At 62.3% G+C, this 14,554-nt stretch carries 16 protein-coding genes; 2 read left to right on the top strand and 14 right to left on the bottom strand.

The features are described 5' to 3' along the window. Positions 1–158: 158 nt before the first annotated feature. Positions 159–1,082: an SDR family NAD(P)-dependent oxidoreductase gene (locus K6301_RS23480; RefSeq protein WP_247221236.1), complete on the bottom strand. Its 924-nt coding sequence runs from the start codon at positions 1,080–1,082 to the stop codon at positions 159–161. A gap of 62 nt (positions 1,083–1,144) precedes the next feature. On the opposite strand from K6301_RS23480, the gene K6301_RS23475 reads away from it, so the two are divergent. Further along, the gene (locus K6301_RS23475; RefSeq protein WP_247221235.1) at positions 1,145–2,089 is read left to right on the top strand and encodes a LysR family transcriptional regulator; all 945 of its coding nucleotides are present in this window, start codon (positions 1,145–1,147) and stop codon (positions 2,087–2,089) included. 60 nt (positions 2,090–2,149) lie between these two features. On the opposite strand, the gene K6301_RS23470 is transcribed toward K6301_RS23475, so the two are convergent. From K6301_RS23470 to K6301_RS23450, 5 genes are all read right to left on the bottom strand, one after another. After that, positions 2,150–2,920, bottom strand: a complete 771-nt coding sequence (locus tag K6301_RS23470; protein WP_247222502.1) for a LysR substrate-binding domain-containing protein — start codon at positions 2,918–2,920, stop codon at positions 2,150–2,152. Positions 2,921–2,982: 62 nt separating this feature from the next. Further along, a complete protein-coding gene (locus K6301_RS23465) occupies positions 2,983–3,771 on the bottom strand; it encodes a transporter substrate-binding domain-containing protein (RefSeq protein WP_247222501.1) in 789 nt (262 codons plus the stop codon). 89 nt (positions 3,772–3,860) lie between these two features. Continuing rightward, complete coding sequence (locus K6301_RS23460; RefSeq protein ID WP_247221234.1) at positions 3,861–4,520, bottom strand: amino acid ABC transporter permease; 660 nt, start codon at positions 4,518–4,520, stop codon at positions 3,861–3,863. Next, positions 4,517–5,326, bottom strand: coding sequence for an amino acid ABC transporter ATP-binding protein (locus tag K6301_RS23455; protein ID WP_134650252.1), 810 nt, complete (start codon positions 5,324–5,326; stop codon positions 4,517–4,519). The genes K6301_RS23460 and K6301_RS23455 overlap by 4 nt, the downstream gene beginning before the upstream one ends. Next, positions 5,323–5,949, bottom strand: a complete 627-nt coding sequence (locus tag K6301_RS23450) for a DUF1989 domain-containing protein (protein ID WP_247221233.1) — start codon at positions 5,947–5,949, stop codon at positions 5,323–5,325. The genes K6301_RS23455 and K6301_RS23450 overlap by 4 nt, the downstream gene beginning before the upstream one ends. A gap of 364 nt (positions 5,950–6,313) precedes the next feature. On the opposite strand from K6301_RS23450, the gene K6301_RS23445 reads away from it, so the two are divergent. After that, positions 6,314–7,489, top strand: a complete 1,176-nt coding sequence (locus tag K6301_RS23445) for a M24 family metallopeptidase (protein ID WP_247221232.1) — start codon at positions 6,314–6,316, stop codon at positions 7,487–7,489. Positions 7,490–7,550: 61 nt separating this feature from the next. On the opposite strand, the gene K6301_RS23440 is transcribed toward K6301_RS23445, so the two are convergent. Genes K6301_RS23440 through pxpB form a run of 8 tightly spaced genes read right to left on the bottom strand, consistent with a single transcriptional unit; the run spans position 7,551 to position 14,384 of the window. Continuing rightward, positions 7,551–7,964, bottom strand: a complete 414-nt coding sequence (locus tag K6301_RS23440) for a VOC family protein (RefSeq protein WP_247221231.1) — start codon at positions 7,962–7,964, stop codon at positions 7,551–7,553. A 32-nt stretch (positions 7,965–7,996) separates the two neighbouring features. Next, positions 7,997–9,181: a M24 family metallopeptidase gene (locus K6301_RS23435; RefSeq protein WP_247221230.1), complete on the bottom strand. Its 1,185-nt coding sequence runs from the start codon at positions 9,179–9,181 to the stop codon at positions 7,997–7,999. 12 nt (positions 9,182–9,193) lie between these two features. Continuing rightward, complete coding sequence (locus K6301_RS23430; protein WP_247221228.1) at positions 9,194–9,832, bottom strand: GntR family transcriptional regulator; 639 nt, start codon at positions 9,830–9,832, stop codon at positions 9,194–9,196. Beyond that, positions 9,829–11,085 (bottom strand): hydantoinase/carbamoylase family amidase, encoded by a 1,257-nt coding sequence (locus K6301_RS23425; RefSeq protein ID WP_247221227.1) that lies wholly within the window; start codon positions 11,083–11,085, stop codon positions 9,829–9,831. The genes K6301_RS23430 and K6301_RS23425 overlap by 4 nt, the downstream gene beginning before the upstream one ends. Beyond that, positions 11,082–12,026 carry a hydroxyacid dehydrogenase gene (locus K6301_RS23420; protein WP_247221226.1) on the bottom strand — a complete coding sequence of 315 codons (945 nt, stop codon included), beginning with the start codon at positions 12,024–12,026 and terminating at the stop codon, positions 11,082–11,084. Before K6301_RS23420 ends, K6301_RS23425 begins: the two co-directional genes overlap by 4 nt. After that, entirely contained in the window at positions 12,023–12,667 is a 645-nt protein-coding gene (locus K6301_RS23415) for a GntR family transcriptional regulator (RefSeq protein WP_247221225.1), read from the bottom strand. The genes K6301_RS23420 and K6301_RS23415 overlap by 4 nt, the downstream gene beginning before the upstream one ends. Next, a complete protein-coding gene (locus tag K6301_RS23410) occupies positions 12,664–13,644 on the bottom strand; it encodes a 5-oxoprolinase subunit C family protein (RefSeq protein ID WP_247221224.1) in 981 nt (326 codons plus the stop codon). The genes K6301_RS23415 and K6301_RS23410 overlap by 4 nt, the downstream gene beginning before the upstream one ends. Next, positions 13,641–14,384 carry a 5-oxoprolinase subunit PxpB gene (gene pxpB / locus K6301_RS23405; protein ID WP_247221223.1) on the bottom strand — a complete coding sequence of 248 codons (744 nt, stop codon included), beginning with the start codon at positions 14,382–14,384 and terminating at the stop codon, positions 13,641–13,643. The genes K6301_RS23410 and pxpB overlap by 4 nt, the downstream gene beginning before the upstream one ends. Between the last annotated feature and the right edge of the window lie 170 nt (positions 14,385–14,554).

Raw genomic sequence — 14,554 nt, 5'->3', positions numbered from 1 at the left:
ACCATGGCGACGTCGGCCCGCATCCGTTGCCGATCTCGGGTTTGCAAGCGCGGGCGTCTCCGTTCCGACGTCCAGCCGCGGCAAAGGCCTGATCCGCGCCAGCCCACCGCGCATGCGAAACCGTGCCCGGCCGTTCAGTGCCAACGGTGCCTTTTGGGTTAAAGCAGCGTTGCCTGCATCCGCGTGGCCATCTTCCAGAGACGGAAGGCGTTCTCCGGATCGACAGCGTATCTTGCCACGCCTTTGAATGGTCCCAGGCCGCGCTCCTCGACCACCGGCGCCTCCTGACAGTCGTCGAAGTACCTGCCGGAAATCCCGTCCACCAGCAGCGAGCCCGCTAGCAGCGCTGTTGTCGACGCGCCCTGCTCTATCGACTTGCGGAGATGCTCGGGCGTTCGCAGGCCTCCGGTGTGTTTCTGAAGTCCGGTCGCGATCGCTCCGGGATTGAGGGCATTCGACGTGATCCCGTCGCTCGCCCACTCCTGCGCAATACCGACCGACATGAGGATGCAGGCGGTCTTCGACTGGGCGTAGGCGAGCAGCGGATCATAGGGAATGAAACGGAAGTCCGGATCGTCCCAGAACACCGGCGCGAACAGGCTTCCTGTCGATGCGACAGAGACGACGCGCGCGCCGTTGGCCTTCGCAAGATGCCGACGTAGACCCAGCGCCAGCGCGAAATGTCCGAGGTAATTCGTGGCGAACTGCATTTCCCGGCCTTCCGCCGTCCGCTGCAGTTCCGGAATGGCCATGACGCCCGCATTGTTGACGAGGACGTGCAGAGGCTCGTTCCAGCCTTGCGCGAACCCTTGCACCGAGGAAAGGTCGGCAAGGTCGAGGCGGCGAACGCGCAGGCGAGCTTCAGGCATCGCGCGCGCCAACGCGGCGACGGCCCTCTCGGCTTCGTCCGGACGGCGGACCGCGATCGTTACAGCCGCGCCTGCCGCGGCCAGAACACGGCTCGTCTCCAACCCGATGCCGCCCGCTCCTCCGGTTACGATGACGTTCCGTCCAGTAAGATCAACGCCCTTCAGGACTTCGGCGGCGGTAGACGAGAACCCAAACGGGATAGGTGAAGTCATGGCCTTACTCCTTCAGACATTCGACTTGTCCCGAAGATAAGCGCGTGGCATTCGTGAACTAGATGACCAAAGCTACACGCAATGATGAGATAATTCGTACAGTCAGTTCGTTGCCGCCCGGCGAGCTGGCTGCGTTTCTTGCTGTCGCCGAGCACGGAGGTTTTCGTGCCGCGTCGAGGACGTTAGGCCAGACGGCCTCGGCGTTGAGTCACGCTGTCGCCGGGCTGGAAAGACGTCTCAACGTGAAGCTCTTCCACCGATCGACCCGCAACGTCTCGCTGACGGAGCCGGGCCGACGGCTTGCGGAACGTCTGATGCCCGCCATCGGTGAGATCGGGCTGGCAGTCGAGGAGCTTCACGAACACGCCGCCTCGCCGTCAGGGCTGGTACGGATCAATTGTGACGCCAACGCCGCCGAACAGGTACTAATGCCGTTGCTGACACGCTTCATGAAGCTCCAGCCAGGCATACGTTTCGAGATCCGGTCGGAAGGAAGACTGGTCGACATCGCTGAAGAAGGGTTCGACTGCGGTGTCCGCGCGGCCGAGTTGGTGCCCGACAACATGGTCGCGATTCCCATCGGACCCGACCAGCAACACATCGTCGTGGCGTCACCCGCCTATCTCGAAGGCGCGCCGTCAGTCGAGAAACCGTCGGATCTTACGCTTCACCATTGTGTTCAACTTCGTATGGCCGGCGGATCGATCTATCGTTGGGAGTTCGAGCGGCGCGGCAAGCATCTGGTCCTGGCGACGAGCGGCAACCTGGTGGTGGATCAATCCCGGCTTCTCCTGTCCGCCGCTCTGGATGGCTGCGGCCTCGCCTACGTCACGCGGTGGATGGCGGCGGACGCAATCGCCGACGGGAGACTCCGGCAGGTGCTGGCGGAGTGGACGCCGCCTTACCCGGGGCTTCGCCTGTACTACCCGCGACACCGCCATATCGGAACGGGAATGCGCGCGTTTCTCGACTTCCTGAGAAACACACCTCCCGCCCTCGGTTCCTGATGGGATACGAACCTCCAACCGCGGCGTCTCTACGGGATTCGCATACATGAAGCATGCGGATCAGATCGCCTTGGCCAGCCAATCCGCAAACAGGCGCGATTTGCCGCTTGCCTTGGCATGGATTTTCAAATGGAACGGCACGGGTGAGGAAACCGATTGCGGCACCAGCGGAACGAGCCGCCCCGCTGCCATCACACTGCTCAACAGCCCGTCCCAGCCCAGCACTGCGCCGACATCGTCCTGGGCTGCTTGCAGCGCGATCATATAGTTGTTCACGAAGAAACCTCGTCCTTTCGGCGCCGCATGTCCCAGCGCCTCGAACCAGTCGGTCCAGGTTGTCCAGCCGTTTTCCTCGTTGCTCATATGAATGAGAGGCACTTTGCCCAGGCCCGCAATGCCCGAAACACGGTGCTGGGCGGCAAACGCAGCGCTCCCCAGCGCGACTATGCGGTCCTGAAAAAGAAAGCGGTGTTCCACGCCGCTCTCGTCGGGATCGCCATAGTGGATGCTGAGATCGCAATGCCCGCTGTTGCTAGGAACATCACTCGTAACCTGTGAGACACTCACGGATGGATAGATTTTCCAGAACGCCGAGATTTTGGGCATGAGCCACAAGGAGCTTATCGCCGTGGTCGTGCGGATCGTCACGTCGACCGTCTCGTTTCGATCGCGGATCTGGGTCACCGCCTCCGATATCCCCTCGAAGCCACGACGGATTGAAAGGAACAGGAAAGCGCCCTTTTCCGTCAGCTCGACGCCACGGCTGCGTCGAACAAAGGGATGCGAAGCAGATAGATGGCGCCGACGGCCGTCACGATGGGCTATCAGCAAGTACGAGGCGATTCGGCAGAAACGAAGGCCGAGCACGTTCTATGCCCGGCCCGTTGCGATCATCATTGAATGGTCTTGATCGGGTCCTTGGGCGCTGGATTAAAGCCGATGAGGTCGGCCGTCAGCTTGGCGTAGGTGCCGTCAGCCACCATTTCCGCGAGGGCCTTGTTGATCGCTGCTACGAGATGCGGCTTGCCCTTCTTAATGGCGAAGCCCTTCTGGATATGGCTAACATAATCATCGGTCATTGCGAACGGCAGGCCAGAGTTCTTGATTGCCCAGCTCCCGGCAATGGCATCCGTGATGGTGGCATCGATGTTGCCGTTGGCCATATCCTGCATGGCGTCGGACTCAGCCTTATAGCCCTTGACGACAGCGCCGTGCTCTTCCGCGATCTTGGCGAATGTCGAGGAGACGAGCGCTCCGACGGTCTTGCCCTTGAGGTCGGCTGCACTCTTGATGCTGGAGTCCTTCGGCACGACGATGCGGCCACCGGATTCGAGCCAACCGTCTGCGAACGTAACTTTTTCCTGGCGGGCTGCGGTGATGTCCATCGACGCGCTAATCACGTCGAACTGATTGGCCTCAAGTCCGACCAGAAGCGAATCCCACTTGATCAGGACCGGGGTATATTCGAGGTTCAAACGCTTGGCGATCTCCGTCATGACGCGGATTTCAAGTCCGTCCAGCTTGCCATCCGGGGCGCGCATGCTGAAAGGCGAGAATGTGCCTTCGGTGGCGGCCAGCAGCTTACCCGGTTGCAGGAGTTCCAGATCGGCGGCGTTGACATTCGGGGTGACAGCCAGACCGGCGAAGACGGCGGCGGCTACGATCAGAGCTTTGAATTTCATGTTCCAGTTCCCTTGTTGTTTGTGCATTCTCTGTTCAAGGACATCGTGGATGCCCGTGATTTCTTCCAGGTCGGCGCGGATATGCGTCATCATCCCAGGTTGGCGTAGCGGCGCTCGAGCCAGGACGCCAGCGTGGTGAGGATGGTGGTCAGGACCAGATAGATGACCGCAACCGCGATGTAGAATTCGAACGGCCGGAAGGTTGAGGCGATCAGCGTCTGCGCATAGAGGGTAAGTTCCACCACCGTGATGGTCGAGAGCAGCGACGTGTTCTTCAGCGTCGAGATCGCCTCATTGGTGATCGACGGCAGGATGATGCGGAAGACCTGCGGCAGGACGATGCCCCGCATCGTCTCAGCCGGGCTGAAGCCGAGCGCGAGAGCCGATTCCGTCTGTCCCCGCGGGATGGCACTGAGTCCACCGCGAATGATTTCGGCGACATAGGCACCACTATTGACGCCAAGCGCGATCACCCCTGCTGCAAATGGCGACAGCCTGATGCCGATCTGGGGAAGGCCGAAATAGATGATGAAGACCTGGATCAGCGTCGGCGTTCCACGGACGAACCAGATGTAGAAGGCAGCCGCCATGCGGACGGCCCTGAACTTCGAGCGCTGCGCCAACGCCCCCACGAGGCCGAGGCCCCAGGAGACGGCAATTGTGAGAATGGTGATGCCGAAAACCGTATAGGAGGCTTCGAGAAAGCCCGGACCATAAAGAAGGACTTCGTTCCAGAAATTGCCCGTCACGCCTGTACTCCCCGGTCGCTATCGTTGGAAATGGAATGACCGACCTGGTCGTGGAGGATGCGGTGCAGGAACTGTTTCAGGCGCTCGCTTTCCGGATGGCGCAGGATATCAGGCGAGCCCGCCTCGCTGATCACGCCTTTGTCGAAGAACAGGACGCGCGAGGATACGTCACGGGCGAAGGCGATCTCGTGTGTGACGAGCAGCATCGTCATGCCTTCGGAGGCAAGCGAGGCCATCAGCACCAAAACTTCATGCACGAGTTCGGGATCGAGAGCCGAGGTGACTTCATCGAACAGCATCAGCCGCGGTTTCATGGCAAGCGCGCGCACGATCGCGACGCGCTGCTGCTGGCCGCCCGAAAGCCGCGACGGATAGCTGTCGCGCTTTTCGAGCAGGCCGATGCGCGACAGAAGCGCCTCAGCCTCCTCGATCGCCTGCCTGCGCGGCATTTTCAGAAGCTTTATCGGCGCGTGGATGACGTTTTCAAGCACGGTCATATGCGGCCAGAGATTATAGCTCTGGAACACCATGCCGACGCGGGCGCGCAGCGTCTGCAATTGTGCCTGACTGGGGAAAAAGCGCGATTCCTGGCGGAAATCAAAGGACATGTCCTCAAATTCCATGAAGCCCGATTGCGGCATTTCCAGCGCGTTGATGGAGCGCAGGAAGGTGCTCTTGCCCGAGCCGCTGGCGCCGATGATCGAAACCACCTCGCCGGCCTTCACGTCGAGCGAGACGCCTTTCAGGACCTCGTTCTCGCCAAAACTCTTGCGGATTTCCTTGAGGCTCAGAAGCGGTGCACTCATGGGGCATCCTCCTCGGGGAAGCTGTCTGTAATTGCAACGGCGACATCCTTGGGGGTGCGGGCGTCGCCATTGATCGGGGTCATATCCTGCGGGCAGGCGGAAAGAACGAGCGTCAGGTCGATCTCGGCGCGCAGCACGACATAGTCACCAGCAGCCGTTGCCGGTGGAACGCGATCCACTGTTCCATCGGGCTTGACAGGAACGTTCATGAAGAGATTGAGGGATGCGGGCGTGAAAGAAACGGCAAGGCCCGCTTCAGCCAGACTCTCATGAAAATTGTCGGTACAGCTGCGGTGCGGTTCGGTGCAGCCCAGCTGCTGGTAGAGCTCGATGCTGCAGGGGCAGAGCAGCGTGTCATGACGCACATCGGCGCTATCGGCCACCATCTTGAGCATCGCCCGCCGGCGCGAGGAGATGATGCTCATGCCTTGCGTGAAGAAGATGTTGCTGTTGACGGAACGGGTATGGTCCATCGATGAGGTCTCGCCGGGATCATCGGCCGCGACCGCCCAGGCATCGACAACCTGATTGCCGTACGTGTTGACGATGCGGGCGAATTGACCGGCCTTCATCTGAAACGCACGCCCGTGGCTTGCAGCGACAGTCTGGTTATTGGGATCCATATCCACTCGTCTTCTCGGTGCCACAGGCTTCCGTCGACGGCGGTCGACACCTTCTGAAGCCCGGCCCTCAGTTTCGGTACACCAAGCCTATTCAGTATACCAGTGGAGTTCAAGTAGGGTTTTCAATAAATTAGCGATCAATTCGTTAGCGTAACGCGCATTTTTTAATCATCGCCAGCCCATGTATTGGGCGATCATACTTTCTGGTGCCGGGCCAGGTGCCAGCGTGGACATGAGGGCGCGAGGTCACATTGACGAACGGATACAAGCGGTGTACCGAAATCAGGAAGCGCCTCTCCCCACCTCTGAAGGCCGGAGGTCGACCCCTGCGCACGCAAGCAATATCCGCCTCAGGAGTGACCGCATGCATCGCTATTTCCCCATCGACGAATATGAAACCCGTTGGGCACGCGTCCATGACGAGATCACCCGCCGCGGCTTCGAGACCGCCGTTATCTTCGGCCGCGGCGGCGGCACGACCGACAATTGCGGCGACGTTCTCTATCTCTCCAACCATTATGCGATCAGCGGCGGCATGGATTCGCTCATCTGGACCGCCCGTTCCTTTGCCGGCGTCATCCTGCAGCCCGGCAGTGCGCCGCAGCTGCACATCGACGAGCCGGAAGTGCGCCGCGATCTTGTATCCATTGAGGACGTGTTGAGCAGCAACCATCCGTTCGAAAGCGTTGCGAAGTCGCTGGTCGAGCGCGGTGTCAAGGGGCGCGTGGCGCTGGTCGGCACGCATTTCATCCCGATCAAGTATTACCGGCAGCTGGAAGCAGTCGCACCCGATATCGAATGGGTGCCGGTCGACGACCTCGTGCGCTCCGTGCGCCGCATCAAGAGCCACCGCGAGCTCGACTGTTATCGCTATGCCGGAGAGACGGCGACCCTTGGCGTCAACGCGCTGATGGAAGGGCTGGTCGGCGGACTTTCAGAGCGCGAGGCAGCCGGCGAGGCAGCCCGCGCCGTCATCGCCCGCGGCGGCCGCATCCAGATGATCGGCACCAATCACGGCGAGACGCTCGGCTTCGACCAGCGCTTTCCGCTGACCGGCTATAGCGAGGACGTGCCGGCTGTCGGCGACATCGTCACCGGTACGCTGCATGGCGCGCTCTATCAGGGCTATTACCTCGATCCCGGCCGCACGGCCGTGCGTGGGAAAGCCAATGCCGAGCAGCTTCGCCTGATCGAGGCGGCAAGCGGCATCGTACATCGCCTGTCGGATATGCTGCGGCCGGGCGTGAAACTGCTGGACGTGGCGGCGGAAGGCGACCGGATGACGGCAGCCTTCGGTGGCTCGATCTCGCCGATCATGAAGAATTTCCCGTTCTACGGCCACGGAATCGGGCTTGGCTTCGAACTGCCGCGTATCTCCACCACCATGTCCATGCCGGAGGATGTGGTCGAGGCCAACATGGTCTTCGGCGTCGAAGCCTTCCTGTCGCTCGATGGCGTCGGTGCTGCCTTCTACGAGGACATCGTCATCATCGGCGAAAACGCCAATGAGCTGATCACCAATTCGCCCAGCATGTTTTAAGGCGTCTCCAGACCAGAATCGAAAAAGCCCGGCAGATCAATCATCTGCCGGGCCTTTCGTGTCAGTGCGCGAAAACGCCCTCGAAATCCTTGAAGCCCTTGACCTCGATCGGGTTGCCGCTCGGATCGAAGAAGAACATCGTGCGCTGCTCGCCCGGCTCGCCTTCGAAGCGAACGACCGGCGGGATGTCAAAGGCGATACCGCCCTTTTCGAGACGCTCGGCCAGCGCGAACCAGTCTTCAAGACGCAGGATGACGCCGAGATGCGGCATCATTACCATGTGGTCGCCGACCTTGCCGGTACGGGCAACCTCGAAAGGCTTGCCGAGATGCAGGGAAATCTGGTGGCCGAAGAAGTCGAAATCGACCCAGGTATCGGTCGAACGGCCTTCCTCACAGCCGAGGATATCGCCGTAGAAGCGACGCGACGCGTCGAGATCGGTCACGTGGTAGGCAAGATGGAAAAGTGAACGCATGGAGTGCTCCGTTTTGTCTGGCTGGGTTGAGATCAGCGGATGGTGAGTTGGCGCGGCAGGGTGGAGAGCGGTTCGGCGCCGGTTTCGGTGACGATCACCGTTTCCGAGGCGCCGACGGTCCATTGCCCGTAACTTCGCAATGTCGCAGGCAGATGGAAGACCATGCCCGGCTCGATAGTACGGGTGACGTTGGAGAAGAGGCTCAGGATTGCCCCCTCACCCCAATCCGGCGCGAAGGCGACGCCCATCGAATAGCCGATACGCTTGCGGAAGGCTGCCGTGTAGCCGGCGCCATCGATGATCGCCTGTGCCGTGTCATGCACATGGGCGCAGGTCGCACCGGGCCGGATCTCGAAAAGCGCCGCATCGAGCGCCCGCAGCGCACAATCCATCATCCGCTGCGCCTCGTCCGGGGCCGCCCCCATCCAGACCGTTCGCATCAGGGCGGCATGGTAGCGCGCGTGGCTGCCGGCCAGTTCGAGAAAGAGCGGATCGCCGGCCTCGAGCACGCGGCGGCGCCATGTCATATGCGGAAGGCCGCTACGGGGCCCGGAGGAGACGAGCGGCTCCATGGCCATGACTTCCGAACCGGCACGCGTCGCCGCATGCAGCATGTCGGCAGCAACGGCATTTTCATCGGCGCCGATAGCGCAGGCGGCAATGCCGGCGATCATGCCCGCTTCGGCATAGCGGGCCGCATGACGGATCGCCTCGAGCTCGGCCACCGACTTGATCATCCTGAGCGAGGGAAGGATCTGCGAGCCGTCGACGAGAGAGGCGACGCCAAGTCGCTCGGAAATCTCGGCCGCAAGCTTTGGCGACAGGAACCAGCCGGCAAGCTCGATTGCCGGATTGACGATACCGCGCTGGCGCAGGAGGTCCACAAGCACTTCGGCCTGGTTGTCGCCATCCTGATAGGCGACGATATCGGGCAGATAGGTATTGGCGAGCGTTCCGAAGAGTTCGAGCTGGCGCACAAGAAGTACGGGCTCGCCATCCGCCGGCAGGATCAGCGCCTGAAAGGAGAAATATCCCGCCGTCTGGCGCCCCGTCAGCCAGTAAATGGTTTCCGGCCCGGTGACGATCAGCGCCTCATGGCCGCCGGCGACAACGGCGGCACGGGCGCGGGCCTGCCGTTCGGCAAATTCCGCTGCGGGAAAGGCCGCTTCGATGCCCTGGATCTGGGCCTGCGTGTCAAAGGTCGGATGCAAGGTCATGCGGCCAAAATCTCAATTGCGCGCCAGCCAGCCGAGAAAACGGGTTCTGACACTATCGAAATGCACTTCCATCGCCGCACGGGCGGCAGCGCCGTCACGTGCCTCGATGGCGTCGATAACGGCGATATGTTCCAGCGCCTGCTGGTCGAAGTGGTCGTGGGTCCGGGTGATGGTGCAGCGGCGCGCGATACTGCGCATCTCGGTCAGCATCGAGGCGAGGAGCGGCAGACCGGCGGCATGGGCGACCGCATTGTGAAAGGCGTCGTCATCGATCCAGAAGAGGCCGAACTCGATATCGCCGCCGCTGGTGAAGTAACGCATCCGCTCGCGCGATTGCGACAGTTCCTCCGTAAACGGCAGACTTGCGGCCCTTTCAGCGGCCGAGCCTTCGAGAAGCCGGCGGACCTGCACGATCTCCAGCAATTGCTCGACGGTGACCGGCCGCACCATCAACGCGCCGTTCGGCAGACGCGAGATGACGTTCTCCTTCTCAAGGCGCGAAATAGCCGCGCGCAGCGGTGTGCGCGAAATCCCCGATTCCAGCGCCAGGGTCCGTTCCGTCAGCATTTCGTCGGAGGAAAACTGCCCTTCGAGGATGCGCTGCTTCAGGTCACGATAGACCTGTTGCGCGAGAGTTTCCTTGTCGCTCAATAATCACCTCCCTTGCCATCATCGCGGATCGCTGCGTGGACAACCTCGACGGCTGCGGCCAGATCCGCCGGATCCATGCCCTCGTCGGGGTTATGGCTGCCGTTCCAGTTCCGCAGAAACACCATCACGCTGTCCCAGCCGGCCTGCGCAAAGGCTGCCGCATCGTGCCCACCGCCGGAAAGCATCCTGCGTGGGCTATATCCAAGCCGCGAGGCGCCGCGGGCGATCCGGTCACCGAGCGCCGCCGAGAGTTTCGTCGGCTGACTGCGCGACTGGGCACCGAGATCGAAGCAGACGCCGCGGGCCTTCTCGATCTTGTCGATCTGTGCCCTGAAGAGACTATCCAGCTCATCAAGAACGGAAACGGTATCGCTGCGCAGATCGACGCAGAAATCCACCCGGCCGGGCACCTTGGCGAAGGCATGTTCCGACGACGCCGCATCGACACGGCCGAAGGTGACGGTTAGATCCTGCGACCGCGCAAGCGTCTCTTCCCAGCGCCTGTCCATGCCGACGATCAGGTCCGCCAGTGCAAAGACGGCATCGGCGCGCTCGCAACGTGCCGGGCCACCGGAATGCGCCCAGGTGCCGTCGATCCGCGCCTCACGATAACGCAGGCCGCCGCGCACGCCGGAGACGATGCCGAAAGGCTCCTTTGCATTGTCGAGGACAGCGCCCTGTTCGATATGCAGTTCGATGAAGCGGGCGGGTGCAAGGCCGGGTCCGGCCAAAATCTCCTCCGGACGGCCACCCTCTTCCTCGATATGATCGTAAAGCGTGCGGCCGGTATCCGAGCGCTTTGCCTGCAGTTCCTGTGCCGTCAGCCGGCCAAGCGCCGCACGCGAGCCCGCGTAGGAAACCGGAAACCAGACGCTTTCCTCGGCGCGCGTCACCGTGACGACGATATCGACGGGCGGCTGTTCGCCGCTTTTCACGAAGGCAGCCACCAGCGCCATGGCACCCGAAACACCAGCCTGGCCATCATAGGCGCCGCCCATCGAGACGGTATCGAGATGCGAACCGACATAGATTGCCGGTGCCGAACGGTCGCGGCCCGGCAGGCGGGCAAAGAGATTGAGGCCGGCATCGCGCGTTACCTCAAGGCCCAGCGCCCCAGCCTCCTCGGCAACGACGGCATGCGCCTGGCTTTCCAGCCGGCTATAGGACGGGCGGGTGAAGCCCGGACCGACATCCGAAATCGCGTTCACTCGGTCGATCAGCCTGTCGATCGTATCCCTGATGACAGAATTCATGCGTCCAACCTTTGCATTTCGACTGTCGTTGCCGGACGACCGCCGGAAAGCGCCGTCAGCACGTGGCCAGCAGCCGCAAGCGCAACACGTTCCAGCGCTTCACCGGTCGTACCGCCGAGATGCGGCGTAAAGATTACCCGGTTGGTGGCGCCGAGCGGCCCTTGCGCCGCACCCGGCGAATAGACGTCGAGTGCCGCTCCCGCGATCGAGCCATCTTCGATCGCTGCGGCAAGCGCCACCTCATCGACAAGCCCTGCCCGCGCCGTATTGACGAGGATCGCGCCACGCTTGATGGCGCCGAAGGCCTTGGCGTCGAACAGGTTGCGGGTTTCCTCGCGCAGCGGCGTGTGAATGGAGACGAGATCGGCGCAAGCCAATCCCTCTGCGAGCGTCGCGACACGCTCGTAAGGCAGTTCGCCCGTGCTGCGCGGCGAATAGACGAGGACGCGCATGCCGAAGGCGATATCGAGCATGCGCCCGAGCCCCTGCGCGATTGCGCCCCAGCCGACCAAGAGAACCGTCTTGCCGAAGAGCTCATGGAAGGTCGAGGCCTCGCGGAAACCGCGTGATCCGGTACGCACGGACCGATCGGCAGCCGGGATCAGGCGTGCGGCGGATATGGCCAAGCCCAGAGCCAGTTCGCTGACCGAACGGGCATTGGCGCCCGGCGTATTACAGACGAGGATGCCGCGCCTTCCGGCCGCGATCTTATCGATCGAATCGTGGCCCGCGCCATGCGAGACGATCACTTTCAACGTGTCGGCCACGGCAATCGCGTCTGCGGAGAGTCCTGCGTCGCGGGTAATCACGGCCTGACACTCGCGGATCAGCCGTATTACGGTCTGAATATCGGTGTCAGGGCAGAGGACAGGTTCGACGCCCCCCTCCTTCAGACGGGCGATGCCTGCGGCATGGATGGGTTGGACGATCAGGCATTTCATCGCGGCGATCTCGGGGAAGGCGTACTCAGACGCTGAAGGACGGCGTCGCGGGCATGGGCGATGTGTTCGCCCATCAGCACGCCGGCACGCTCACCGTTGCCGGCGCGGAGCGCCTGAAGAATATCGAGATGCTCCTGGCAGCTGACGATGAAACGCGCCGGAACCTGGGTATGGTCGAACATGCAGGTGCGACGCCGCAGATCGCCGATCGCGCTCACCATCATCTGGTTGCCGGCAGCACGCGCCAGCGAATAGTGCAGGTCGTCATCGATGCTGCGCTGCTCGTCCTCCTCGCCGGGCCCCTGCCTCTGCAATGTCAGGACGCGGCTTTCCAGATCATCGAGAATAGCGGTCGGAATACCGGTCGCATGCCGCGCGCAATAGCTTTCCAGCTGCTGGCGGATGAAGAAGATTTCCTCAACCTCCGGGATCGTCAGCGTGCGCACCTTGAGGAACCGGCCTTCCTGAATGGCAAGACCTTCCGCCTCGATGCGCTTGATCGCCTCGCGCACCGGCGTACGCGACATGGCAAACTCGTCCCCGAGCTTGGCTTCCTGCAGAAGGTCGCCCGGCTTCAAGACGCCGGCGAGGATCATCTCGATAATCTTGCCATAGGCCTGCTTTGCGAGCGGTTTGTTCAAGACCTGCCTCCTTCAAACATTGCCGCATCCGGCGCCTGATCCAGGCCCGCAAGAACTTCGTCGAGTGCAAGGGTATGGGCGATCCAGAGATCTTCCGCCTGTTCCTGCGTCACGAGCTTGAAGCGAATCTGGCTGCCGGTCAGCGCCTGCGCCAGCCGCGGCAGATCCACGGAGGCGACGGTTGCGATTTTCGGATAACCGCCGGCCGTCTGCCGCTCGGCCATCAGGATGATCGGGCGGCCGGAGGCGGGCACCTGGATCGAGCCCATCACCGTGCCATCCGACACGATGTCATGCCCGCCGGCCGCGACGATCTCCTGGCCCTCCAGCACCTGCGCCATGCGATCACGGCTGGCCGATACGGTAAAGGGCCCGCGCAGGAACTGCTGCCATGCAGCCTTATCGAAATGCCCTGCCTGCGGCCCCTTGATGACCCTGATCGGGCCGGCGAAGCGATGAAGCGGCGTGCGAAGAACTTTTTGCGGGCCGGCGAGCACCGTCTCGGGTGTGGCACCAAGCGGCAGCACATCACCGGGCGCCAGACGCCTGCCGTCGAGCCCGCCGATGGCGGAACGAAGATGGGTGGAACGTGCGCCGAGCACGGGTTCAGTCTCGATGCCGCCGGAAAACGCGATATAACCCCAGACCGCACTGGTGAGCGCGCCGATGCGCAGAACCTGGCCAGGTGCCAGCGTGTGACTTGCCCAGCAATCAACGCGGTCCCCATCGATCGTAACCGAGACGGCGCCGCCGGTGACGGCAAAGAGCACGGGCTCATCCACTTCGAACTGGCCGCCGACATTGGAGAACTCGATCAGCGCATCGTTGTCACGATTGCCGACGAGGCGGTTGGCGATCCGCATCGCAACACCATCCATCGGACCGGAGGCCGAGACCCCCATCCGTACGAAACCGGTGCGGCCGAGATCCTGCACGGACATCATCGGGCCTGCCTGTTTGACGATGAGCGTGGTCATGCGTCCTCCCACTCGATATGCGGAGCGCCGGAGGCAACCGCTGCATCCAGCGCCGCAGCCTCATCCTTTTCGATGGCGCGGAAGCGGACATGATCGCCGGCCTTCAGGAGAAAGGCATCGCTGCGGGTGGGATCGAAAACCTTGATCGGCGTACGGCCGATGAAGCGCCAGCCGCTCGGGCCGGGCACGGAATTGATGCTGGCCTGCTTGCCGCCGATGCCGATGGCGCTTGCCTCGATCCTCTGGCGCGGCACGGCAAGCCGTGGCGTATGAAGCTTCTCCGGCAGGCCGCCGAGATAGGCAAAGCCCGGCGCAAAGCCGATCATATAGACGCGGTAGTCCGCCGAACCATGCGCGGCTATGAGTTCCGCGACGCTCATCTCCTTCATCTCCGCCATCTCGGTAAGGTCGAGGCCGACGTCACCGCCGTAAATCACCGGCACGACCAGTCGGCGCCCGCGGCGGCCGTCGATAGCGATGCCGGAAAGCCGCTCAAGCAGAAGCGCCGAAAGATCGCGACCGCGCACGACCAGGGGATCGTAGGAAACGAGCAGCGAGCGATAGGTCGGCACCGTCTCGACGATCCCGGCAATCGGGTTGCTTTCGAGATCATCCGCCAGCGCCACGACGCGCATGTTCGTCTCCTCGGAAATCCGGTCCGAGAGTTCGACGACGATGGCGCGATCGCCGCTTGCGGCAATTCGCGGATAGGTGAGGTGCGCGTGATCGGGCACGGTCATTCATTGTTCCAAATTCCGCTTGCACCCTTTGCCACTCTGCAATCAACGAGGGCGCAGCGTATCCGCTTTATCCATTGTGTTCCCACAGGTTGCCGATGCGGATTCGCATATCAAACAACCTCCTTGTCATTTCAGTACACCAACTGTATGTCAAGGCTGCTTTACGATTA

It is taken from the genome of Shinella oryzae (assembly GCF_023038235.1).
Taxonomy (GTDB): Bacteria; Pseudomonadota; Alphaproteobacteria; order Rhizobiales; family Rhizobiaceae; genus Shinella; species Shinella sumterensis.
This window is presented reverse-complemented; position numbering and strand designations above follow the sequence as displayed.